The sequence below is a fragment of the Intestinimonas massiliensis (ex Afouda et al. 2020) genome (assembly GCF_001244995.1).
GTDB classification, from domain to species: domain Bacteria; phylum Bacillota; class Clostridia; order Oscillospirales; family Oscillospiraceae; genus Intestinimonas; species Intestinimonas massiliensis.
On the sequence record NZ_LN869529.1, the window covers coordinates 813,633 to 837,173 of the forward strand.

Here is a 23,541-nt window from a genome sequence, read left to right on the forward strand (position 1 = left end):
TTGACTTTAGCATAGTAGCGTGATAGTATATAAAAGCAAATTGGAGAAAGGTGGGGAATTCCCTTTGCGCTATACGATCCATACGCCCGAGGGGACCCGGGACCGGCTGTTTTCTGAGTGCCGGGAGCGGCGGCAGGTGCAGAGCGCCCTGACCAAGCTGTTTCAGTGCCGGGGTTATGCCGAGATTTCCACCCCGGAGGTGGAGTTTTACGACTTATTTCTTCAGTCAGGCAACCCCATGCCCCAGGAGAGCATGCTGAAGATCATCGACCGGTCGGGCAAGATCATGGTGATGCGCCCCGACTGCACAACCCCCATCGCCCGGGTGGCCGCCACCAAGCTGAAGGCGGTGCCGCTGCCCCAGCGGCTCTACTACGACCAGACGGTGTTTCGCTCCGGCCAGGAGCACAAGGGCGGCAGCAGTGAGATTGCACAGTGCGGGGTGGAACTCATCGGCGCGGCTGGACAAAAGGCCGACCTGGAGATGATCGCCATGGCGGTGGATGCCCTGCGGGCCTGCGGAGTGGAGAGATTCCATATCGAGCTGGGACATGTGGGGTTTTTCCGGGACTTGGCGGGCCGGATGGATATGCCCTCTGAGACGGTGGAGCAGATGCGCGCCCTCATCGAGGGAAAGAATTTTGCCGCCCTCAACGACCTGCTGGAGCCCTATGCGGGACAGGGGGCCTGCGCCGCTTTGAAGCGCTTGTCCAGGCTGTTCGGCGGGGCCGAAGTGCTGGACGAGGCCGAGACCCTCGCCGGGGGCAGCAGCGCCTTGAACTATCTGCGGCGGCTGTATACCGAGCTTTCGGCGGCGGGCTATGGCGGTTATCTCCGCTTTGACCTGGGCCTTGTCCATCAAATCGACTATTACACCGGCGTGGTTTTCCGGGGCTACGTGGAGGGAGCGGGGGACGCCGTCCTTTCGGGCGGGCGCTATGACAAGCTGGTGGAGGCTTTCGGCCGCACTGCTCCGGCCACCGGATTTGCGGTGGACGTGGACGCGGTGGCGGGCTGTCTGCCGCCCCGGGAGCTCCCGAAGGTGGGCCTGCTGGTCCATTTTGAGCGCGGGGAACTGGCCCGCGCCTGGAAGGCCGTGGACGACCGTGCGGCGGGGACTTGTGAGCTGTCTCCCTGCGAAACGCTGGAGCAGACGCTGGAGCTGGCCCGTGAAAAGGGCGCGGACCGTGTGCTGGTGCTGGATGGAGACGGGGAAAGGCTGGTGGAGGTATGAGCCAGAGACTGCGAATCGCCCTGACCAAGGGCCGGCTCCAGGAGAAATCGGTGGAGCTGTTTGAGGCCATGGGTCTGGATTGCTCACCCATCCAGTCGCCCGGCCGGCGGCTGGTCCACGCCATTCCCAACTATCCTCTGGATGCGGTGCTGGCCAAGGCCCCGGACGTAATCACCTACGTGGAGCACGGAGTCTGTGATTTGGGTATTGTGGGTAAGGATACCATTTTGGAGCAGGGCCGCTCCTTCTATGAGGTGCTGGACCTGGGCTTCGGTAAGTGCCGGTTTGCCCTGGCGGTAAAACAGGGGAGTGATTTTTACGGCACCTATAAGACCCGGCGCATCGCCACCAAATACCCCAACGTGGCCCGTACCTTCTTTGAGAAGAAGGGTATGGACGTGGATATCATCAAGATCGAGGGCTCGGTGGAGCTGGCCCCCATCCTGGAGTTGGCCGACGCTATTGTGGACATCGTGGAGACCGGGGCGACTCTGCGGGAAAATGGTCTGGTGCCCATTGAGGACGTGGCGCAGGTTAGCGCCCGGCTGATTGTCAATCCAGCCAGTATGAAGCTCCATAAGACGGAGCTCACCGACTTTATAAACCGCTGTGAACGGGAATTGGAGTGTCGCGTATGATACAGATCATCCAGGCTGACGGGAGGGCAGAACAGGCCCGTATCGCGGCGATGCGAGCCCGGGCGGCAGAGGTGGGCGCGGATATCGAAGAAGCTGTCTCTGCTGTGATAAGAGCTGTAAAGGAAAAGGGCCTTTCGGCTGTAGAGGCGTATTCCCTCAAGTTTGACGGCAAAATTCCCTATGAGATTCCCCGTGAGGAGCTGGAGGCCGCCTATGACCGCTGTCCGGATGAGCTGATTGCCGCCATGGAGCGCGCGGCGGCCAACATCCGGGACTACAATGAAAAGCTGCTGGTCCAGAGCATGGAGTGGACCTCCCCGGACGGCGGGACGGTGGGCCGGGTAGTCCGGGGCCTGACTCGGGTGGGGCTCTATGTGCCCGGCGGCACGGCGGCCTACCCGTCCTCAGTCCTGATGAACGCGGTCCCCGCCAAGGTAGCGGGGGTCGAGGAATTGATCATGGTGACCCCTCCCACTGAAAATCTGAACGACGCTGTGCTGGCCGCCGCCAAAATTGCCGGAGTGGATCGGGTCATCGCCGTGGGCGGAGCCCAGGCCATTGCGGCCTTGACCTTTGGGGCCGGCTTCATTCCAAAGGTGGATAAGCTGGTGGGGCCGGGCAATGCTTTTGTGGCCACCGCCAAGCGGTTGGCCTATGGCAAGGTGGATATTGATATGGTGGCGGGGCCCTCCGAGGTGCTTGTGATAGCCGATGAGACCGCCAACCCCGCCTATGTGGCCGCCGACCTCCTGAGCCAGGCCGAGCATGACCGCCTGGCCTCTGCCGTCCTTCTGACCACCAGTATGGAGCTGGCTCGGGCGGTGGACGCTGAGATCGTCCGTCAGGCCGGCTATCTGAGCCGTTCGGACATTATGGAGGCTTCACTGCGGGACTTTGGCTGCGCCATTGTCTGCGACAGCCTGGAGCAAGCAATTTCCCTTGCCAATGAGATTGCTCCGGAGCATCTGGAGATCGTGACCGAGGACCCCAGGGCGGTGCTGCCTGAAATTCGAAACGCCGGCGCGGTCTTTCTGGGAGAATGGTCACCCGAGCCCCTGGGGGACTACCTGGCGGGCCCCAGTCACGTGCTCCCCACTTCCGGTACGGCCCGCTTCTTTTCTCCCCTGTCTGTGGATAGCTTCCTTAAGACCATGAGCATCGTAGCGTACAGCCGCGATACCCTGGCCCCGATCCGGGAGCAGGTGGTGGCCATGGCGGAGGCGGAGCATCTGACCGCCCACGCCAATTCCATTCGTGTGCGGTTTGAATAGGAGGGAAGGCATGGAGAGAATTTCCAATATTTCCCGGGAAACCAAGGAGACCCGGATTCAAGCGGCCCTGTGGCTGTCCGGCGGCCCGGTCAAGATCGACACGGGGATCGGTTTTTTTGACCACATGCTGCACGCCTGGGCTTTCTATGCAGGCTTCGGGCTGACTCTGACGGCGAAGGGCGATCTGGAGGTGGACGGCCACCATACCGTGGAGGACACCGGTATCGTACTGGGACAGGCCCTGCGGGAGGCGCTGGGAGACAAGGTGGGGATCCGCCGGTTTGGGAGCGCCTATGTACCTATGGACGAAGCGCTGGCCTTCACGACTTTGGACTTCTCTGGACGGCCTTTCCTGGTCTATGAGGCAGATATGCCACAGGCCCGGATGGGCGCGTATGACGCCTGCCTGACGGAGGAGTTTATGCGGGCCCTGGCAATGAACAGCGGGCTGACCCTGCATATGCGGGCCCAGTATGGCCGGAACGCCCACCACATCACGGAGGCCCTTTTCAAATCTTTGGGGCTGGCCATGAAAGACGCCGTCAAGATGGAGGGGACCGGAGTCACCTCCACCAAAGGAGTTCTGTGAGGATGAATCACTTTACAGCCATTTTGGATTACGGCGTTGGAAATCTGAAAAGCGTCACCAATGCCATGCGCTATCTGGGATTTGATACCCGCATCACCAGTGATCCGGCAGAATTGGAGCGGGCGGATGCCATCATACTGCCCGGGGTGGGGGCCTTTCCCGATGCGGCGGAGAAACTTCGTGTTCCCGGCCTGGACAAGACGCTGCTGACCCAGGCGGAGAAAAAACCCATTCTGGGCATCTGTCTGGGGATGCAGCTCCTGTTCGACCGGGGAGAGGAGATCCGTCCCTGTGCGGGGCTTGGACTGGTCCACGGCAGTGTGAGGCGGCTCGAGACCGACCGAAAGCTGCCGCACATCGGCTGGAACAGCCTGGCCTTCCAGAACCATTCCCCTCTGTTCCGTGGATTGGACGACGGTGTATACGTCTATTTCGTACACACCTTCTGCGGCGTGGCCGACAGGGAATCCGACGTCATCGCCCGCACGGAGTACGGCCCTTCCGTGGTGGCGGCGGTGTCCTGCGGCAACGTCTACGGCTGCCAATTCCATCCGGAAAAAAGCGGTGAGACCGGCTTGGTCATCCTGAAAAACTTTGGGGAGCTGAACAAATGATACTTTTGCCTGCCATTGATATGAAGGACGGGCGGTGTGTCCGCCTGAAAAAAGGGGAGTTCCACACAGTCCATCAGGTGGCCAACAGTGCGCTGGAGACCGCCCGGCGGTTCGCTGAGGCGGGGGCTCAATGGGTCCACATGGTGGATCTGGACGGGGCCCGCGACGGTGTGCGGGCCAATTTTCCCCTGATCTATGAGGTCATCCAGCAGTCTGGTCTCCGCGTGGAGCTGGGGGGCGGCGTAAAGTCGATCCCCGATGTCATCACCATCGTGGAGGCGGGTGCCGCCCGGGCGGTCATCGGCTCTGCCGCCGTCACCGACCCGGCGGTCTTGGATTACGCCGTAAACTGGAAGCCGGAGCAGATCGCCGTGGGCATTGACTGCCTGAACGGCAAGGTCCGCACGGCGGGTTGGGAACAGGACTCCGGCCTGGATTATTTGGAGTTCGCCCGGCAGGTGGAGGCAAAGGGTGTAAAGACGATTATCTTTACGGATATTGCAACAGATGGGATGCTGTCCGGTCCTTCCTTTCAGCAGTTGGAGGCTCTGCAGAAGACCGTGCCATGCAACATCGTGGCCTCCGGCGGAGTCGCCACCCTGGATGATGTGAAGCGGCTGCGAGACATGGGCCTGTATGGGGCCATCATCGGCAAGGCCTACTATGCTGGGACGCTGGACCTGCCCCAGGCCGTGAAGGAGGCGGGGCCCCAATGCTAGCCAAGCGGATCATCCCCTGCCTGGATGTCCGGGACGGCCGGGTAGTCAAAGGGGTCAACTTCATTCATATCTGGGACGCCGGCGATCCGGTGGAGCTGGCAAAATTTTATTCCGATCAGGGAGCGGATGAGATCGTCTTCCTGGACATCACGGCTACCAGCGATGACCGGGATACCGTGGCGGACGTGGTGGAGCGGACGGCTGGTCAGGTCTTTGTGCCCCTCACCGTGGGAGGCGGCATCCGTACGCTGGAGGATTTCCAACGGCTGCTGCGGGCGGGGGCGGACAAGATCTCCGTCAACTCCGCGGCGGTGGCCGACCCCGGGCTGATCTCCAGGGCGGCGGAGCGGTTTGGTTCCCAGTGCGTGGTGCTGGCCATCGACGCCCGGAGCCGGGAGGACGGCAGCTATGAGGTAGTGGTGGCCGGCGGCCGAAAGCCCACCGGCATCGACGCGGTCTGGTGGGCGAAGGAGGGCGAGCGGCTGGGCGCGGGAGAGATCCTGCTGACCTCCATGGATGCCGACGGGACCAAGGGGGGCTTTGATCTGGCTATGACCGGGGCCGTGGCCCGGGCCGTCCATATCCCGGTCATCGCCTCCGGCGGCTGCGGCTCCCTGGCCCATTTTGCCCAGGTCTTTGAAGAGACGGACTGTGATGCGGCTTTGGCGGCCTCGCTGTTCCACTTCGGGGAGCTGACTGTGCCCCAGGTCAAAACCTATTTGAAAGGACGGGACATCCCGGTAAGGTGAGGTTATGGAGCTGAATCAGCTATTTCAGAAATCGGACTTGATCCCGGTCATCATCCAGGATATAAACACCAGAGAGGTGCTGATGCTGGGCTTCACCAACCGGGAGGCGGTAGAGCGGACGCTCCAAACCAAGACCGCCTGGTTCTGGAGCCGCAGCCGTCAAAAGCTGTGGAACAAAGGGGAGACCTCGGGGCATTTTCTCCAGGTCAGAAAGGTGGTTGCCGACTGCGACACCGATACGCTGCTCTATCTCTGCACGCCGGACGGGCCCACCTGTCATACCGGAGCACAGAGCTGCTTTTTCAATGTGCTGATGGAGGAAAAAGAATGAAAGATACTGTATTACAGGACCTGTACGGCGTGATTCAGGGCCGGAAGGCCAATCCCCAGGAGGGCTCCTATACCTGCTATTTGTTTGAAGAGGGTCTGGATAAGATTCTGAAAAAAGTAGGAGAGGAGTGCGCAGAGACCATCATCGCCGCCAAGAACGGTGAGATGGGGGAGACTGTGGGGGAGATCTCGGACCTCATCTATCATGTGCTGGTCATGATGGCGGATCAGAACATCCCGCTGAATGCGGTGCTGGAGGAACTGGACCGCCGCAGTCAGAAGATCGGCAACCTGAAGCAGTTCCACCAGACGGACCACGAGACCTGAAAAGGACCTCCGGAAGTGAAGCTTCCGGAGGTCCTTTTTGCATCAGAACTCGGTCTCCTGCCAGCCCTTGCAGACGTCGATCCAGCCTGCGCTGCGAGCGAGCTGAGCCAACTCGCAGCAGGTCAGGCGCACAGCGGAGCTGGAGCTGCCGGCGGCGGGGTAGACGGTGTCAAACCGCTGGAGAGACACATCAAGGTAGGAGGTGACCCGATCCGGGTCCACGGCGAAGGGACAGACGCCGCCCACCGCATGCCCGGTGAAGTCCAGAGCCTGTTGCGGGGTCAGCATCTTGGCCTTGGTGTGGAACTGAGCCTTGTACTTCGAATTGTCGATTTTGGCGTCGCCGGCCGCCACGATAAGGACGCACCTGCCGTCCACCAGGAAGGAGAGGGTCTTGGCGATGCGGGCGGGCTCGCAGCCCACGGCCTGGGCGGCCAGATTCACGGTGGCGCTGGATACCCCAAACTCCCGGATGCGGTCCTCAAAGCCTGTTTCACGCAGGAACAGGCGTACCGTTTCAATGGACATCGGTTTCAGGGGCCTTCTTCTGCCCGACCTTGGCCAGGAACTTTTCGACGTTGATGACAGCGCGCTTATGGGTACCCTTGCCGATGACGCCGGCCTCGTCGTAGGCGGTGACGGTGAAGGTGAGGGCGCGGCCATTGACCTCGATAAGCTCGCACTCCGCCCAAACCTTCATGCCGATGGGGGTGGCGGCGTCGTGAGATACGTCCAGGTGGGTGCCTACGGAGCCCTCACCCTCGGCCAGGTGGGGTGTCAGAGCGTTGACGGCGGCGTTCTCCATCAGAGCCAGCATATAGGGGGTGGCAAAGACGGGGACCAGGCCGGAGCCCACGGCAGCGGCGGTGTTTTCATAGACGACCACGGTCTCGGCGCGGCCCTTAAGTCCAACAGTAAGCGACATAATATCATTTGCTCCCTTCAAGGAAATTTATGCTTTATTCTACACTATAATTTCGTATTAGGCAAGAAAAAGAGCCTCCAGGCGGAGGCTCTTTTGGCCGTTTAGTTATTCATCAGACGGACCCACTGATCGTTGTAGAGCGTGCGGATCTGCGCAGGGAGGCAGGCAAAGGTCTCGCACTGGTTATCCATGAAGTCCTGATCCGGGTAGGCGAAGGGATCGTCCACCACCTCGGCGTCCAACTCCTTCCGCACGGAGAGCAGGGGAGTGGAGTACCAGGTCTCCTCGCAGTTTTTCAGGCCCGCTTGGGTGGAGCACATGAAGTTGATGAAGGCCTCGGCGTTTTCCTGATTCTCGCAGCCCTTGGGAATGCACATGGCGTCCACGTAGCGGTTGGTGCCCTCCCGGGGCAGAGCGAAGGCCAGGTCCTCGTTGCTCTCATACATGGTGAGGAAGTCGCCGTAGTAGTACACGCCGATGGCGGCGTTGCCGCCCTCCAGCTTCTCAAAGATGTCGTCCATGACATAGGCCTGCACCAGGGGCTTCTGCTCCATCAGCAGGTCCACCGCGGCAGTGATCTGAGCGGCGTCGGTAGTGTTATAGGAGTATCCCAGCTTCTTGAGCGCGATGCCGATGGTATCGCGGGGATTGTCGAACATGAGGATATCCCCGGCGTACTTTTCGTTCCAAAGCACATCCCAGGTCTCCATATCCTCGCCGGGCTCCACCATGGTGGTGTTGTAAATGATGCCCAGCGTGCCAAACATATAGGGCACGGAGTAAAGATTTTCCGGGTCGTACTCCGGGTTTTTCAGGGATGGGTCCACATCGGAGAAGTTGGGAATGTTATCAAAGTTGAGGGGCTCCAGCATATCCTCCTCGATCATCTGGCCGATCATGTAGTCGGAGGGAATAATGACGTCGTAACCGCCGGAACCGCCGGCCAGCTTGCCGTACATGGCCTCGTTGGAATCATAGGTCTGATAGTTAACCTTGATCCCGGTCTGGGCGGTAAAGTCGTCCAGTACGGACATGTCAATGTATTCGCCCCAGTTGTACACGTTGACCTCACCCTTGGACGGGTCGGCGGCGCTGCCGCCGCCGCAGGCCGTAAGCGCGAGGGTGAGGAGGCTGGCGGAGGCCAGCACGAGGGAGATCAGCTTCTTTTTCAATTCTATTCAGTTTGCTCCTTTCGGGATAAAATAGGTTTGTTCAGGGCCGGGGGCCCAGAAACACAGAGTTATTTGGCGGACAGAACCGCCCGGCGCCGCTTCTCCATGCGCTCCTGCCGAGCTTGACGGAGGTTGACCAGGACCATCAGGGCCACCACCACCAGGAACATCAAGGTGGACAGGGCGTTAATCTCCGGGCTGACCCGCTTTTTGGCCATGGAATAGATGACCATGGAGAGGGTCTGGGTGGTGCTCCCGGCCGTAAAATAGCTGATGACAAAGTCGTCGATGGAGAGGGTGAAGGCCATGATGAGCCCGTTGATGACCCCGGGCATGATCTCCGGCAGAATGACCTTGTAGAAGGCGTGGAAGCCGTGGTCGCCCAGGTCCTGAGCGGCCTCGTAGATATTGGGGTCCAACTGGGAGAGCTTCGGCATCACGCTGAGGATGACATAAGGCACGTCAAAGGCGATGTGGGAGATCAGCAGGGTGAGGAACCCCATGCTCCACTTCACGCCGGTAAGCTGGCCCAGGCTGCCGTTCCAGGCGCTGATGGCCAGCAGGAAGAGCAGCATCATGGACACGCCGGTAATGATATCCGCATTGGTCAGGGGGATGTTGTTGACGGTCAGGCAGATGCTCCGGAACCGGCGGCGGAGGTTGCGAAACCCGATGGCCGCCGCCGTGCCCATGACGGTGGAGATCACAGCCGCCAGGGCGGAGACCGCCAGTGTGACCGCCAGCGCATTGAGGATCATGTCGTTTTGGAAGAGCTGCCGGTACCAGTCCAGGGTAAAGCCGGCCCACACCGCCTTGCTCTTGGAGGCGTTGAAGGAAAAGACCACCAGGACCAGGATGGGGGCGTAGAGGAAAAGAAATACCAGGAGCATAAACAGGCGGCTGACAAGTCCGTTTTTCTTCACAGGACCGTCACCCCTTCCTCGCCCTCGCCAAAGCGGTTCATCACGGCCATACAGACCAGAACGATGACCATCATCACCAGGGATATGGCAGAGCCCAGATGGGGATTATAAGCGCTGCCCAAAAACTGCATGTCGATGAGGTTGCCCAGCAGGAGGGTCTTGCTGCCGCCCAGCAGCCGGGAGATGGCGAAGGTGGACACCGATGGGATGAACACCATGGTGATGCCGCTGAGGACCCCCGGCAGGGACAGGGGAAAGACGATCCGGCGGAACACGGTGCGGTCATTGGCGCCCAGGTCCTGGGCGGCCTCGATGACCTTGGGATCAATCTTCTCGATGACGGAGAAGATGGGCAGGACCATGTAGGGCAGAAAGTTGTAGACCATGCCCAGCACGATGGCCCCCTGGGTGTCGATCATTTGGAAGGGTCCCACGCCGAACAGGCCAAAGAGGGTGTTGATCAGGCCGTTGCGCTCCAGCAGGAATTTCCAGGAGTAGGTCCGCAGAAGGAAGTTCATCCACATGGGAAGCATGATGAGCATAGTAGCCATGCGGTGGACCCAACTGGTCTCCCGGGCCAGAAAGTAGGCCAGGGGGTAGCCGATCAGCACGCAGATGACGGTGGCGATGGCGGCCAGCAGGAAGGAGCGGCCGAATGCGGCGGTGTACTGGGCCATGTCCTGAAAATTGGCCAGCGTGAAGCCTCCGGCGTCCGAAGTGAAGGCGTAGACCGTGATGATGACCAGGGGAGCCACCACAAACAGGGCCATCCACCCCACATAGGGAAAGGCAATGGCTTTACTCTTCATCGCCCGCCTCCGCATCCTCGCTGAGCTCATCGTACTCGTCGCTGTAGGAGCTGTAGTCTCCGAACTTGCCGGAATAGGCGCTCTTTTTCATGATGTGGAAGCCGTCGGGGTCGATCTTGACGCCGATTCTGGCTCCGACAGGGGAGAAATCCGTGGTCTGAATGAGCCACTTGAAGCCCCGGAAATCCACGATGATGTCGTAGTGCATTCCCTTGAAGGTGACCTCGGTGACCGTGCCGGTGAGCTGGCCCTGTTCCTCGGAGACGATGTCGATGTCCTCGGGCCGGATGACCACGTCCACCGCCTCGTTGGGAGCAAACCCCCCGTCCAGACAGGGAAATTTCTTTCCGTACATCCCAACCACACCGTCGGCGTGCATGATGCCGTCGATGATATTGGACTCCCCGATGAAGTCGGCCACAAAGGCGTTCTTGGGCTCGTTATAAATGTCAATGGGGGAGCCGATCTGCTGGATGTTGCCCTTATCCATGACGACGACCGTGTCGGACATGGTGAGGGCCTCCTCCTGATCGTGGGTGACGTAGACGAAGGTGATGCCCACCTGCTGCTGAATCTTTTTCAGCTCGATCTGCATGTCCTTGCGCAGCTTCAAATCCAAGGCGCCCAAAGGCTCGTCAAGTAGAAGCACTTGCGGGCGGTTTACAATGGCCCGGGCGATGGCGATGCGCTGCTGCTGCCCACCGGAGAGGGAGTCCACGCTCCGCTTGCCGTAGCCGGGTAGGTTGACCAGTTCCAGGGCCTCGTTGACCCGGCGCTCAATCTCTTTTTCCGGCACCTTGGCAATGCGAAGGCCGAAGGCCACATTTTCAAAGAGGTTCATATGGGTGAACAGGGCGTATTTCTGAAACACGGTGTTCACCTGCCGCCGGTGCGGCGGAACATCATTAATCCTCACACCGTCGAAAAACACATCCCCGGAGGTAGGCTTCTGAAAACCACCGATGATACGCAGGGTGGTCGTCTTGCCGCAACCGCTGGGGCCGAGCAGTGTGAGGAATTCCTTGTCATTGATATACAGGTTGATGGAGTTCAGGACGACCTCGTCGTCGAACACCATGCGGCAATCCGACAAGCGGATGAGTTCTTTGGACATTATCCTCCCCCGTTCCGTCAGAGGCCCCGCTTCCGCAGGACCCGAAATACGCAGATATAGCAAGCTACAATATATATGGTATCGCAAAAAAAGTCAATGAGATTTCCGTATTATTTTCGTGTATATTCGGGGAAATACTCTTCCGCGAAATCCACATGTTCCACCTGCCAGGACCGGCCGTTCAAATGATTCAGCACGCCGGCGTCAGTGGAGAAGGAAAAGGTCAGCTTGTACGAGTAAAGCGCCTGGAATTTTCGGTCAAATTTTTTATTCTCCCGGGCTTTTCCATACTTGCCGTCTCCCAGCAGAGGGTGCCCGGCGGCGGCAAACTGGGCACGAATCTGATGGGTCCGTCCCGTAATGAGCTCGCACTCCATCAGTGACAGGCCGTTCCGGACGGCCAGCGTGCGGTAGAGGGTGACGGCGGTCCGCCCCCCCGGCACCGGAGACCTGTGGACTGTGACCTGGTTTTTGGCCTCATCCTTGGAGAGAAAGTCCTCCAGCCTTCCGTCGGAAGGCGTCATTCTGCCGTGAACTACGCACAGATAATATTTTTCCAGCTCGCGGTCCTTGATCTTCTGGTTCATGATGCGCAGAGCCTCGGCGGTCTTGGCGGCGATGACGATGCCGCCGGTGTTCCGGTCGATACGGTTGCACAGGGCGGGGGTAAAGGCGTGCTCGGCCCTGGGGTCCCACTCCTTTTTCTGGTAGAGATAGGCCTGGATATGGGTAATGAGGGTATTGACGTACTCGTGTTCGTCGGGGTGGACCACCAGACCGGGCCGCTTGTCCACCAGCAGGATGTGCTCGTCCTCGTATAGGATGTCCAGCTGCGGCTTGAAAACGGACAAAAAGGCATTTTCTGGCGCCGGGGCGTCAAAAAACTCGTCATTGATATAGAGCTGGAGCACATCGCCCACACACAGGCGGACATCCCGCTTGGCTCCCTTACCGTTGCGCTTGACCCGCTTGAGCCGGATATATTTCTGCGCCAGGGGAACGGGGAGAAGGGGAACGGTCTTGCCCAGCCAGCGGTCCAGCCGCTGCCCGGCGTCGTTTTTTCCGACAAGATACTCTTTCATATGGCGCCTCCCGCCGTAGAGATGCTCTATATTGTATCATAAAATAAAAAAAAGTGAAGAAAGTATTTGACATTGACAAAACACTTGACTATAATATTTGTCGTGCCATTATGCGAGGTGTGCCATGCGACTGAACCTAAAAGACATCATCCATGTTCCCGGCGCGATGCGTCCGTTTTCCTTCCGGTTGGACCTGTCCGACCTGGAATTCGGCGGTGCGCGTCCCATTGGCCGTCCGGTCACTGTGGAGGGCCGGGTGAGGAATATGGCCGGTGCCCTGGTTTTGGAGGCGGAGGCCAAGACCGTACTGGACTTGACCTGCGACCGCTGCGCCCGGCCCTTTGCCCGGGAAAAGATCGTCCCTATCGAGACGCTGCTCGCCACGGAGCTGGCGGACGAGACCAATGAGGACGAAATTTATCTCCTGGACGGGGACGAGGTGGACCTGGATGAGGTTGCAACCACAGCGTTTGTCCTCGCAATGGATTCCAAAAACCTCTGCTCAGAGGACTGCAAAGGCATCTGTGCCGGGTGCGGCGCCGACCGGAACGTCGAGCCATGCCGGTGCAAGCCCGAGGTAGACCCCCGGCTGGCATCTCTTGCCAAGCTATTGGAGGACAAAGAGAGCGAGTAAACGAACCGTGCCCGTGCAGGGCATCCAAGGAGGTGTCACAGATGGCAGTCCCTAAGTCGAAAGTATCCAAGCAGCGTCGGAATAAGCGCCGCAGCTCCGTGTGGAAGCTGGAGACCCCCGGCCTCAGCAAGTGCCCCAAGTGTGGTGCGTACCGCCTGCCCCATCGGCTCTGCAAGTCCTGCATGACTTACAATGGCCGCGAGTTCGGCAAGACCGAGGCCACTGAGGCCAAGGCCAACTAAATGCGCGAGAAAAGAAGAGGGGTTTATCCCCTCTTTCTTTTTGCCCGGAAACGGGGTACAATAAAACGGAAAAGGAGGCGCGCCCATGAGTCTGACCAAAATCCGGTCGGTAGACCCAGACAGTCCGGCCAGGCGGGCGGGAGTACGGATCGGGGAGACCTTGACCGAAGTCAACGGCCACCCCATCGTGGACGTGCTGGACTATAAATTTCATACCTATGACCCCAGGCTGATCTTGAAACTGAAAGAGGAAAACGGTCGGGAGCGCACCGTCCGGGTGCGGAAGGCGGAAGGGGAGGACCTGGGCCTCAATTTTGAGACCTATTTGATGGACCGGGCCCGTTCCTGTGCCAATCGCTGTATTTTCTGCTTTGTGGACCAGATGCCCCCCGGCATGCGGGAGACGCTCTATTTCAAGGACGACGACGCCCGGCTGTCCTTCCTGATGGGTAATTATATCACATTGACCAATCTGTCCAGACGGGAGCTCCAGCGGATTATGGACTTGCACATCAGCCCCGTCAACATTTCCGTCCACGCCACGGACCCGGAGCTGCGGGCCAGTCTGCTGAAAAACCATCGGGCGGGGGAATGTTTGTCCATCATGGAGCAGTTTGCCCGGGCGGGGATCACGATGAACTGCCAGGTGGTCTCCTGCCCCGGCATCAACGACGGGCCCGCCCTGGACCGCACCCTGCGGGAGCTGGGCGGTCTCTATCCCGCGGTGAACAGTGTGGCCGTCGTTCCGGTGGGGGTGACCCGCTTCCGGGAGGGCCTGTGCCCTATTGCGCCCTATACGCCGGCCCAGGCTGCCGAGGTGATCGGGCAGGTGGAGCGCTTCGCCGACGCCTTTCGAAGGGAACACGGCACAGCTCTGGCCTGGTGCTCGGACGAGTTTTACCTGATTGCCGGGCGGGACCTGCCGGAAAAGGGCTATTACGAGGACCTGGCCCAGCTCGAGAACGGTGTTGGGATGCTGCGCCTGCTCCAGGGTCAGGCGGCGCTGGCCCTGGAGGATCTGGAGCCGGATGTGGCGCCGTCGCCTTTTTCCATCGCCACCGGAATGTCCGCGGCACCCTTTTTGCAGGAAATCGTTGACAGAATCCGGGAAAAATGTGGTAATATAAAAGGAATGGTCTATCCCATTCGCAACCGCTTTTTTGGGGAGACCATCACCGTATCGGGGCTGATTACCGGCCGGGACCTAATCGAGCAGCTCCGGGGGCGGGACTTGGGCGCGCGGCTGCTGCTGCCGGCCAATATGCTGCGCACGGGGGAGCAGGTCTTTCTGGACGACGTGACGGTGGAGCAGGTGGAGGCGGCGCTGGGGGTGCCGGTGATCCCGGTGGAGGCCGACAGCGGCTTCGACCTGGTGGACGCCATTCTGGGACTGACGGTGGAGCTCCCAGCCTATCGTCTGCCGCCGGAGGCCGAGTATTACCGCTATAACCCGTGACAACAGAAATGAGAGGGATAGAATGAAGCCTTTGGTAGCTATCGTAGGCCGCCCCAACGTGGGCAAGTCCATGCTGTTCAATAAACTCTGCGGCCAGCGGCTGTCCATCGTAGAGGATACCCCCGGCGTTACCCGGGACCGGCTGTACGCCGAATGCGAGTGGTGCGGGCGCTCTTTCAACATCGTGGACACCGGCGGCATCGAGCCCTCGGCCGACACGGAGATTCTGAGCTTCATGCGCAGGCAGGCGGAGATTGCCATCCAGAACGCCACGGTCATCGTGTTCCTCTGCGACATCAAGACGGGTCTGACCGCCTCCGACCAGGAGGTAGCCAATATGCTCCTGCGCTCCCGTAAGCCGGTGGTGCTGGCGGTGAACAAGATGGACCAGGTGGGCCCCACCAATCCGGATATCTACGAGTTCTATAATCTGGGCCTGGGGGACCCCATCCCGGTCTCAGCCGTCCACGGACACGGCACCGGCGACCTTCTGGACGCCTGCATCCAATACTTTCCTCCGGAGGAGGAGGAGCGGGAAGAGGACGACGTCATCAAGGTGGCGGTCATCGGCAAGCCGAACGTGGGGAAGTCCTCTCTGGTCAACCGCATCCTGGGGGAAGAGCGGGTCATCGTCAGCGATATGGCGGGCACCACCCGGGACGCGGTGGACAGCTTTTTTGAAAACAAACTGGGCAAGTATCTCTTTATCGACACCGCCGGGATGCGGAAGAAATCCAAGGTGGACGACCGGATCGAAAAGTTTTCGGTGCTCCGTGCCACCATGGCCATCGAACGGGCCGACGTGTGCCTCATCCTCATTGACGCCAACGAAGGCGTGACCGAGCAGGACACCAAGGTGGCGGGACTGGCCCATGAGGCGGGCAAAGCCTGTATCATCGTGGTGAACAAGTGGGATGCGGTGGAGAAGGATGACAAGACCATGGACCGCATGCGGGAGGACGTCCGCCGGGATCTGGCCTACATGACCTATGCCCCCATCGTGTTTATCTCGGCGTTGACCGGGCAGCGGGTGGGCCGCCTGTTCGAGCTCATCAACTATGTCAACGATCAGGCCTCCATGCGCATCACCACGGGGATGCTCAACTCGGTGCTGGCCGACGCCACCGCACGGGTCCAGCCCCCCACCGATAAGGGCAAGCGGTTAAAGATTCTCTATATGACCCAGGTAGGCATCAAGCCACCCCATTTTGTCTGCTTCTGCAACGATGCCAAGCTCTTCCACTTCTCCTACCAGCGGTATCTGGAGAACCAGATCCGGAATACCTTCGGCCTGGAGGGGACGCCGGTGCGGCTGACCATCCGGCAGAAGGGTGACAAGGAGGGGTAGAGATGCTGGAGTTCTGGTTGAGGCTGATTGCTATTGCAGTGATCGCCTATTTCTGCGGCTGCTTCAACGGGGCGGTCATTGTCTCCAAGTATATCCTGCGGGATGATATCCGCACCCATGGCAGCGGCAACGCGGGCCTGACCAATTTTTTCCGCACCTTCGGCGGCCCATTGACCTTTGTGGTCATCCTGACCGATGTGCTTAAGGCTGTTGTGGCCGTCTGGGTGGGTGTGCTGACTGTCCAGTATTGGGGCGGAGGTACAATATGGGCCCAAGAGGAGATTGCCTTTGAGATTGTGAAATACTGGTCCGGCCTCTTCTGCCTGCTGGGCCACATGTTTCCCTGCATGTTTGGGTTCCGGGGCGGCAAAGGCATCCTCTCCGGCGGAACCGTTGCCTTCCTGCTGGACTGGCGGCTGGCTCTGCTGGCCTGGGGCGGCTTTTTGCTGCTGACTCTTCTGACCCGCTATGTCTCGCTGGGCTCCATCTATGCCGCCGCGTCGTTCCCGGTGGGGACCTGGCTGTTTGTCAGCCATGACCGGATGATTATGCTCCTGTCGCTCATCATCACGGCGCTGATCCTCTGGAAGCACCGGGCCAACTTTATGCGTCTAATCCACGGGAAAGAATCCAAGCTCACGTTTCACAAGAAAAAAGAGGGGGTATAACCAATGAAGGTATCGGTCATCGGCTCTGGCGGCTGGGGCACGGCGCTGGCGCTTCTGCTGCTGGAAAACGGCCATGACGTCACCCTGTGGTCCTACAGCGAGGCGGAGTCCCAGATCCTGCGGGAGAAGCGGGAAAATCCGGTGCTCAAGGGAGTGCCCCTGCCCGAGACGCTCCGCCTGACCACCGACCTGGCCTGCGTCCGGGGCTGCAAGGTGGTGGTGATGGCTACGCCCTCCTTTGCCGTGCGGAGCACCGCCCATCAGTTGGCCCCCCACCTGGAGCCCGGCACCGTCCTGGTTTCGGTCTCCAAGGGCATTGAGAAGGATACCTCCCTGTGCCTGACTCAGGTGATTGCCCAGGAGGTGGGAGAGTGCTATCCGGTGGTAGCCCTGTCCGGGCCCTCTCATGCCGAGGAGGTGGGACGGCGGGTCCCCACCGCCGTGGTTTCCGCGTCGGAGGACCGGGCGGCGGCAGAGCTGGTTCAGGACCTCTTCATGAACGAACGTTTCCGAGTCTATGCCTCCGACGACGTAATCGGCGTGGAGTTGGGCGCGGCGCTGAAAAACGTCATCGCTTTGTGCGCCGGCTGCTGCGACGGCATGGGCTGTGGCGACAACACCAAAGCCGCGCTGATGACCCGGGGGCTGACTGAAATTGCCCGGCTGGTCGTGGCCATGGGCGGCCGGAAGGAGACAGTAGCCGGCCTGGCTGGCGTGGGCGATCTGATCGTCACCTGCACCTCCATGCACTCCCGGAATCGGCGTGCGGGCATCCTCATCGGTCAGGGCACCCCGCCGGAGCAGGCCGTCAAGGAGATCGGCATGGTGGTAGAGGGCTACTATGCCGCCGTGACGGCCACGACACTGGCCAATAAGCTGGGGGTGGAGATGCCCATCGCCCAGGCCGCCTATGAAGTGTTGTACGAGGGCCGGGACGCCCATCTGGTGCTCACAGAACTGATGACCCGGGAAAAAAAGCACGAGCTGGAGGACAGTTGGGTGTAACGGGTATGGCCGGATAAGAAGATGATGCTCTACCGATCCGCAGGCGAAAACCGCCCATGCAAATATCATCCGTCTCACCCTACGGAATTGTGTTGGCAAGGTGGTAGAGAATGCTTGCAAAACGGAAAAAGAAACAAGTGATCGAGAGAGACTTCTTCTTGATCTGGGGTCCCGTATTTCATTTTGCAGCTCTCGTGAGTTTTGGATGTGATTGGCTGAGGATAGGGTATAGCAGTATCAAGGACTCTATCATTCGTGCACTGTGCTTAGTGCCCGTATATTTAGGCGGCTGTTATGCCACCTATAAACTGATGAGGCGGGAGTACAGACATCGGGATATTCTGCATTCCATGGGTGGAATCACTACGGGTCTGGGGGAGTAAAGTGAAAAAATATGGTATATCTGGGGCTCTGTTTTGTCTTTTTCGGTTCTGTTTATGATAACAGGAATTCAGATCCTGACCATTTGAGCAAATACAATAGCCTGGAACCAATCTGAAAGAGTAAGAGAAGAAGCGCGGGGAGTTTACCCGCCGCGTCTCTTCTCCTACGGCTATTCATCATCGGGTTGGGTTAGGCGGTACTCGAGCCGGGGATTTTGGCTTAAGGCAAAAGAAAAGCCCTGCACCTTGGTGCAGGGCTTTTTGGAAGTATCACTCACACAGCGCGGGTGACCTTACCCGAACGGAGGCAGCGGGTGCAGACGTACACGTGCTTGGGCGTGCCGTTCACGATCGCCTTGACGCGCTTCACATTGGGCTTCCAGGGGCGGTTAGAGCGTCGGTGAGAGTGGGACACCTGAATACCGAACGTAACGCCCTTATCGCAAAACTCGCATTTGGCCATTTCCTTGAACCTCCTCGCTGGTCAAAGTATCAGCTTATCCTGGACTCAAATCAAAGCATCGAATGATATATTACCAGATGGAGGCTGAAAATGCAAGTATTATTTTTCGCTTTTTCCGGATATTTGGCGGAAGGAGAAGATGGGATTGCCAAATGAAGCAAACGCGGCTATACTAAAGCGGTAAGGAAACGAATGGGGTGATCGTATGGACAGCCACTATTCCGTCAAACTGGGGCAGCTCATCAAGGACTTCGAGCTGGAGGTCCTACGGGGGGCGCCGGGCTTTGAGGACATCCTGATCCAAAAAGAGGATGTAAACCGCCCGGCACTTCAGTTGGCGGGCTTTTTTGACTACTTCGACTATAAGCGCATCCAAATGATCGGCAGGGTGGAGGCCACCTATCTGGCCCAGCTCAGTGCAGAGGAGCGGCGCATCAGCTTTGACCAGCTCCTGGCCCGGGACATCCCCTGTCTCATCATCACCCGGGGCATGGACCCCTTCCCGGAGTGCATGGAGCTGGCAGAGCGCTACAACCGCACCATCCTGCGTACGCAAGAGACAACGTCGGCCTTTATGGGCGCCCTGATTGCCGCCCTGCGCAACTATCTGTCCCCCCGCATCACCCGGCACGGCGTGTTGGTGGAGGTCTACGGCGAGGGTGTGCTCCTGCTGGGCGAATCCGGCGTAGGCAAGAGCGAGACCGCTATTGAGCTGGTCAAGCGGGGACACCGGCTGGTGGCCGACGATGCGGTGGAGATCAAGCGGGTGGGCGTCAAGCGGCTGGTGGGCTCCGCGCCCGAACTGATCCGCCATTATATTGAGCTGCGGGGTATCGGCGTGGTGGATGTGCAGCAGCTCTTTGGCATGTCCGCCGTCCGCGAGGACCAGGACATCGACCTGGTGGTCAATCTGGAGCAGTGGAACGACAACACCATGTACGACCGGCTGGGCCTGGAGGACCTCTATACGGTTATTCTGGACGTGAAGGTGCCCGCCCTCACGGTGCCGGTGAAACCGGGCCGCAACCTGGCCATCATTGTGGAGGTGGCCGCCATGAACAACCGCCACAAAAAGATGGGCTATAACGCCGCCCAGGCTTTTACGCAGCAGATTAACGAGCACTTCGATCAGGCCCTCAGCGCCCAAAACAAATAGTCAAGCCCGAAGCGGGGCGGCCTTACTGCGGGGCCGTCCCGTTCTGCTGTCCCCGTTCTGCTGCGGAAAGAACTGGACGCTGACGGAGGAATATGATATAATATCCCATTAGATTTTGCGTAAAATCAGCCTCGCTTGTCAGAGCCGGGCTGTGGATCAATTGGAGGTAGCTGCTATGTGCGGTATCGTCGGATTCATTGGAACGGAAGAGGCGGCCCCCATCCTGCTGGACGGCCTGGCCCGGCTGGAATACCGGGGCTATGACTCGGCCGGATTGGCCGTGTACGACCAGGTGGAGGGGCTGAAGGTGGTCAAGGCCAAGGGCCGGCTGCAGGTCCTGTCGGACATCGTGGAGGGCGGAAAGAACATTCATGGGACCGTGGGCCTGGGGCACACCCGCTGGGCCACGCACGGGGAGCCGTCGGACGTCAACTCTCACCCTCAGGTCAGCATGTCGGGGCGCATTGCGGTGGTCCACAACGGGATCATTGAGAACTATGTTCAGATCAAGGAATTTCTGGAGTCCAAGGACGTTAAATTTGTCTCACAGACCGACACCGAGGTGGTGGCCCAGCTTCTGGAATACTACTACCGGGGCGACATCATGGAGGCCCTTACCAAGGTGCTCCACCGCATCGAGGGGGCGTATGCCCTCGGCATCATCTGCGCCGACTGCCCCGACCGGCTCATCGCCGCCCGCAAGGACAGTCCGTTGATCCTGGGCTATGGCGAGGGCTGCCATTTCCTGGCCAGCGATGTGACCGCCGTTATCAAATACACCCGGGAGGTATGCTATCTGGAGGATGGGGAAATCGCCGTCCTCACGGCGGACGGCATCACCGTCTACAATCACCCCTACCTCCAACCGGTGGAGAAGGAAAAGCACCATGTGGACTGGGAGATCTCCGCCGCCGAAAAAGGCGGGTACGAGCACTTTATGGCCAAGGAGATCATGGAGCAGCCCAAGGCCTTCCGAGACACGGTATTTCCCCGCATCCAGGATGGCCGGGTGGTGCTGGATGACCTGAACCTCGACGGAGAGTACCTGAAAAATGCCGACAAGATTTACATCATCGCCTGCGGCTCCTCCTACCATGTGGGCATGGTGGCCAAATACGTCCTGGAAAAACTCCTGCGCAAGCCGGTGGAGGTGACGCTGGCCTCCGAATTCCGCTACTGCGATCCGCTGGTGAGTGAGCGGACGCTGTGCATCGTCATCAGCCAGTCCGGTGAGACCATCGACACCCTGGCCGCCATGCGCGAGGCCAAGCGGCTGGGCGCGCGCATTCTGTCCATCGTCAATGTGGTGGGCTCCTCCATCGCCCGTGAGTCCGACGACGTACTCTACACCTGGGCTGGGCCGGAGATCGCTGTGGCGACCACCAAGGCCTACTCCACCCAGCTTGCGGTCATCTACCTGATCGCTCTGCGGTTTGCCGAGCTGCTGGGCACCATCGGGAAAGAGGAATACGAGGATATGGTGGCCGAGCTGCTCACCATCCCCACCAAGATGGAACGTATCCTGGAAAACCGAGAGGCCATCCAGTACTATGCCTCCATCTACTTCAACCACGAGTCCATCTTCTTCATCGGCCGGAACATCGACTACGCCATCGGTCTGGAGGGCTCGCTCAAGCTGAAGGAGATCTCCTATATCCACTCCGAGGCGTATGCCGCCGGCGAACTTAAGCACGGTACCATCTCCCTCATCGAAAACGGCACCCTGGTGGTGGCGCTGGCGAGCTGTGTCCAGTTGTTTGACAAGCTGATGAGCAACGTGGTGGAGGTCAAATCCCGGGGTGCCGACGTGGTGGGCCTGACGGTGGAGTCCAAGGAGAGCGCGCTGAAAAAGACGGTGGACCACGCCATCCTGGTGCCGGATACCCACCCCATGCTGCTGCCCAGCTTGGCTGTGATCCCCATGCAGCTATTTGCCTATTATGTGGCGCTGATGCGGGGCTGTGACATCGACAAGCCCCGGAATCTGGCCAAATCGGTGACGGTGGAGTGAAACGAAATATGAAGAAGAGACTGACGGTCCTCTGCGCGGCCCTGGCCCTGGCCCTGGCCGCCTGCGGCGGCACGGCGGGGGAGAGCGCCCCGCCGGCAGCATCCGCCACACCCTCGCCTGCGGTATTGCCGGTGACGGTGAAGTACGGCATCTCCAATTCCTGGGACGCCCTCATGCCCTACAACAGCGTATCGGGCAGCAACTACGCCCGTATGGTCTACGACAAGATCTATGACCGTCTGGCCTATGTGCATGCGGACGGGACCCTGTCCCCGCGGGCGGCCAAGAGCTGGGAGAGCGCCGACGGCGGCTATGCCATTGTGTTTCATCTGGATGAACGGTCGGCCTTTCACGACGGCACACCGGTGACGGCGGAGCACTGGGCCCGGACCTTTTTCCTGATGACAGACCCTGCGTGTCCCACGCTGGGCCGGGGCAACTTTGCCGGGCTTGTGGGTACGGATGAAGACGGCTGTCGACTGGAGGGGGAGCCCTTCGGAGCGGAAGCGGCGGACCCCTATACCTTCAAGCTCACCTTTAAGGACCCGGTGATCCCTGAGGACTTCCTGCTGGAAAAAAACCGGGAATTCTACGTTCTGCCCACCCACCGGCTGGAGGGGGTGGACCCGGCGGAGATCATGGAGCAGGCGCTTTGGCTGGACCCCATCGGCTCCGGCCCCTGTAAGTTTGTCTCCGAGCTGCCCGGCAGCCAGATCCAATTGGCCGCCAACCCCAAGTATCCGCTCGGCGCGCCCGGCTTCGACTATCTGGTCATCACCGTGATGGATAAGGCCAACCTGCTCACCGCGCTGATCGCCGGGGACCTGGACTACTACGCCATCGGCGGCAGCGTGTCCGCCGAGGATGCCGATGTGGCCCGTTCTCACGGCCTGGAGGTCCTCCCGGGCACCGTGCCCAATACCTTCTATGAGCTGATGCTCAACAACAAGACCCTGCCCGACGCCCAGCTCCGGCGGGCAGTGGAGCTGGCGCTGGACAAAGAGCTGCTCTGCCTGCAAAGCAGCCAGGGGTTGGGGCAAGTGACCGGTAGCTACGTGGTCCCCACCAGCGTCTACGCGCCGCAGGAAAAGACGGCGGCGATTCGGGATACGGAGGAAGCGGAGGCCCTGCTGGCAAAGGCCGGCTACGACGGGCGGACCTTCACCCTGGCCTGTACCTCCAGCCGGGCGGGACTGGCCGCGCTCATGCAGCAGAATCTGGCGGAGGCCGGCATCCGGGTGGAGATTGAGACTGTGGATTCCGCCACTCTGTTTGCCGGAATGTCCGACGGCATCTATGACATGGCCATCGCCAGTCATACCCCCAACGCCCTGCCCTTATGGTTCGTGGAAAGCCGGTTCACGGAGGGCAATAATCTGTTTCATGTGGCTGACCTGTCGCCTTATCAGGCCCTGATCTCCGCCGTCCGGACAGAGCGGGACCAGCCGGCCCGGCAGGCACTGGTGGAGGAGCTGGACAATCTGCTGGCCCAAGAGCGGCCCTTCATCCCGCTGTGGTTCTCCACGGCGCTGCACGTCCAGTCTCCCACGGTGACCGGTATCGACTATCCCTCTGCCAGCTTCTCCAACGAGAATGTGTGGGACTGGGTAAAACGCTGACAAAAGAAAGAAAACCTCCGTAAGGCCGAGCTTTATGGCGTGGCCTGTGCCCCCGGCTTG

General features: G+C 59.9%; 26 protein-coding genes. 18 read left to right on the forward strand and 8 right to left on the reverse strand.

Features of this window, described 5'->3' with window-relative positions:
• The first annotated feature begins 64 nt into the window (after nt 1-64).
• From hisZ to hisE, 9 genes are read left to right on the forward strand one after another with little or no spacing between them, the layout of a single operon-like run.
• A complete protein-coding gene (gene hisZ, locus BN2154_RS07845; RefSeq protein WP_195892326.1) occupies nt 65-1,234 on the forward strand; it encodes an ATP phosphoribosyltransferase regulatory subunit in 1,170 nt (389 codons plus the stop codon).
• Entirely contained in the window at nt 1,231-1,872 is a 642-nt protein-coding gene (hisG, locus tag BN2154_RS07850; protein ID WP_050618289.1) for an ATP phosphoribosyltransferase, read from the forward strand. The genes hisZ and hisG overlap by 4 nt, the downstream gene beginning before the upstream one ends.
• Nucleotides 1,869-3,143: a histidinol dehydrogenase gene (gene hisD / locus BN2154_RS07855; protein ID WP_050618290.1), complete on the forward strand. Its 1,275-nt coding sequence runs from the start codon at nt 1,869-1,871 to the stop codon at nt 3,141-3,143. Before hisG ends, hisD begins: the two co-directional genes overlap by 4 nt.
• Before the next feature lie 10 nt (nt 3,144-3,153).
• Nucleotides 3,154-3,732 (forward strand): imidazoleglycerol-phosphate dehydratase HisB, encoded by a 579-nt coding sequence (gene hisB, locus BN2154_RS07860; RefSeq protein ID WP_050618291.1) that lies wholly within the window; start codon nt 3,154-3,156, stop codon nt 3,730-3,732.
• 2 nt (nt 3,733-3,734) lie between these two features.
• Nucleotides 3,735-4,346, forward strand: a complete 612-nt coding sequence (hisH, locus tag BN2154_RS07865) for an imidazole glycerol phosphate synthase subunit HisH (protein WP_050618292.1) — start codon at nt 3,735-3,737, stop codon at nt 4,344-4,346.
• A complete protein-coding gene (gene hisA, locus BN2154_RS07870) occupies nt 4,343-5,065 on the forward strand; it encodes a 1-(5-phosphoribosyl)-5-[(5-phosphoribosylamino)methylideneamino]imidazole-4-carboxamide isomerase (RefSeq protein WP_050618293.1) in 723 nt (240 codons plus the stop codon). Before hisH ends, hisA begins: the two co-directional genes overlap by 4 nt.
• Nucleotides 5,059-5,814, forward strand: coding sequence for an imidazole glycerol phosphate synthase subunit HisF (gene hisF, locus BN2154_RS07875; RefSeq protein ID WP_050618294.1), 756 nt, complete (start codon nt 5,059-5,061; stop codon nt 5,812-5,814). The genes hisA and hisF overlap by 7 nt, the downstream gene beginning before the upstream one ends.
• A gap of 4 nt (nt 5,815-5,818) precedes the next feature.
• Nucleotides 5,819-6,145, forward strand: coding sequence for a phosphoribosyl-AMP cyclohydrolase (hisI, locus tag BN2154_RS07880; protein ID WP_050618295.1), 327 nt, complete (start codon nt 5,819-5,821; stop codon nt 6,143-6,145).
• A complete protein-coding gene (hisE, locus tag BN2154_RS07885) occupies nt 6,142-6,471 on the forward strand; it encodes a phosphoribosyl-ATP diphosphatase (RefSeq protein ID WP_050618296.1) in 330 nt (109 codons plus the stop codon). The genes hisI and hisE overlap by 4 nt, the downstream gene beginning before the upstream one ends.
• Nucleotides 6,472-6,513: 42 nt before the next feature.
• On the opposite strand, the gene BN2154_RS07890 is transcribed toward hisE, so the two are convergent.
• The 7 genes from BN2154_RS07890 to BN2154_RS07920 all read right to left on the reverse strand — a co-directional run bounded on the left by BN2154_RS07890 (nt 6,514) and on the right by BN2154_RS07920 (nt 12,496).
• Nucleotides 6,514-6,999, reverse strand: a complete 486-nt coding sequence (locus tag BN2154_RS07890) for a YbaK/EbsC family protein (RefSeq protein ID WP_050618297.1) — start codon at nt 6,997-6,999, stop codon at nt 6,514-6,516.
• A complete protein-coding gene (locus BN2154_RS07895) occupies nt 6,989-7,396 on the reverse strand; it encodes a thioesterase family protein (RefSeq protein ID WP_050618298.1) in 408 nt (135 codons plus the stop codon). Before BN2154_RS07895 ends, BN2154_RS07890 begins: the two co-directional genes overlap by 11 nt.
• 101 nt (nt 7,397-7,497) lie before the next feature.
• Nucleotides 7,498-8,568: an ABC transporter substrate-binding protein gene (locus BN2154_RS07900; RefSeq protein WP_050618299.1), complete on the reverse strand. Its 1,071-nt coding sequence runs from the start codon at nt 8,566-8,568 to the stop codon at nt 7,498-7,500.
• A gap of 68 nt (nt 8,569-8,636) precedes the next feature.
• Nucleotides 8,637-9,458 (reverse strand): ABC transporter permease, encoded by an 822-nt coding sequence (locus BN2154_RS07905; protein ID WP_050619576.1) that lies wholly within the window; start codon nt 9,456-9,458, stop codon nt 8,637-8,639.
• 29 nt (nt 9,459-9,487) lie between these two features.
• Nucleotides 9,488-10,300, reverse strand: coding sequence for an ABC transporter permease (locus BN2154_RS07910; RefSeq protein ID WP_050618300.1), 813 nt, complete (start codon nt 10,298-10,300; stop codon nt 9,488-9,490).
• The gene (locus tag BN2154_RS07915) at nt 10,290-11,414 is read right to left on the reverse strand and encodes an ABC transporter ATP-binding protein (RefSeq protein WP_050618301.1); all 1,125 of its coding nucleotides are present in this window, start codon (nt 11,412-11,414) and stop codon (nt 10,290-10,292) included. Before BN2154_RS07915 ends, BN2154_RS07910 begins: the two co-directional genes overlap by 11 nt.
• A 110-nt stretch (nt 11,415-11,524) precedes the next feature.
• A complete protein-coding gene (locus BN2154_RS07920; protein WP_050618302.1) occupies nt 11,525-12,496 on the reverse strand; it encodes an RluA family pseudouridine synthase in 972 nt (323 codons plus the stop codon).
• Nucleotides 12,497-12,620: 124 nt separating this feature from the next.
• Between BN2154_RS07920 and BN2154_RS07925 the strand changes: the two genes are divergently transcribed.
• The 6 genes from BN2154_RS07925 to BN2154_RS07950 all read left to right on the forward strand — a co-directional run bounded on the left by BN2154_RS07925 (nt 12,621) and on the right by BN2154_RS07950 (nt 17,849).
• A complete protein-coding gene (locus tag BN2154_RS07925; RefSeq protein ID WP_050618303.1) occupies nt 12,621-13,130 on the forward strand; it encodes a YceD family protein in 510 nt (169 codons plus the stop codon).
• Nucleotides 13,131-13,171: 41 nt separating this feature from the next.
• A complete protein-coding gene (gene rpmF / locus BN2154_RS07930) occupies nt 13,172-13,372 on the forward strand; it encodes a 50S ribosomal protein L32 (RefSeq protein ID WP_050618304.1) in 201 nt (66 codons plus the stop codon).
• Between the two features lie 85 nt (nt 13,373-13,457).
• Complete coding sequence (locus tag BN2154_RS07935) at nt 13,458-14,828, forward strand: DUF512 domain-containing protein (protein ID WP_050618305.1); 1,371 nt, start codon at nt 13,458-13,460, stop codon at nt 14,826-14,828.
• A 22-nt stretch (nt 14,829-14,850) separates the two neighbouring features.
• Complete coding sequence (der, locus tag BN2154_RS07940) at nt 14,851-16,176, forward strand: ribosome biogenesis GTPase Der (protein WP_050618306.1); 1,326 nt, start codon at nt 14,851-14,853, stop codon at nt 16,174-16,176.
• Nucleotides 16,177-16,178: 2 nt separating this feature from the next.
• Entirely contained in the window at nt 16,179-16,844 is a 666-nt protein-coding gene (locus tag BN2154_RS07945; RefSeq protein WP_050618307.1) for a glycerol-3-phosphate acyltransferase, read from the forward strand.
• A gap of 3 nt (nt 16,845-16,847) precedes the next feature.
• On the forward strand, nt 16,848-17,849 hold the full coding sequence (locus BN2154_RS07950) for an NAD(P)H-dependent glycerol-3-phosphate dehydrogenase (protein WP_050618308.1): 1,002 nt from the start codon (nt 16,848-16,850) through the stop codon (nt 17,847-17,849).
• 657 nt (nt 17,850-18,506) lie between these two features.
• Here the strand turns inward: BN2154_RS07950 and rpmB are convergent.
• A complete protein-coding gene (gene rpmB / locus BN2154_RS07960; protein ID WP_050618310.1) occupies nt 18,507-18,695 on the reverse strand; it encodes a 50S ribosomal protein L28 in 189 nt (62 codons plus the stop codon).
• Nucleotides 18,696-18,900: 205 nt separating this feature from the next.
• On the opposite strand from rpmB, the gene hprK reads away from it, so the two are divergent.
• The 3 genes from hprK (at nt 18,901) to BN2154_RS07975 (ending at nt 23,481) form a co-directional block, all read left to right on the forward strand.
• Complete coding sequence (gene hprK, locus BN2154_RS07965) at nt 18,901-19,851, forward strand: HPr(Ser) kinase/phosphatase (protein ID WP_050618311.1); 951 nt, start codon at nt 18,901-18,903, stop codon at nt 19,849-19,851.
• A 175-nt stretch (nt 19,852-20,026) separates the two neighbouring features.
• Nucleotides 20,027-21,862: a glutamine--fructose-6-phosphate transaminase (isomerizing) gene (gene glmS / locus BN2154_RS07970; RefSeq protein WP_050618312.1), complete on the forward strand. Its 1,836-nt coding sequence runs from the start codon at nt 20,027-20,029 to the stop codon at nt 21,860-21,862.
• An 8-nt stretch (nt 21,863-21,870) separates the two neighbouring features.
• Complete coding sequence (locus tag BN2154_RS07975; protein ID WP_094762415.1) at nt 21,871-23,481, forward strand: ABC transporter substrate-binding protein; 1,611 nt, start codon at nt 21,871-21,873, stop codon at nt 23,479-23,481.
• The last annotated feature ends 60 nt before the right edge of the window (nt 23,482-23,541 follow it).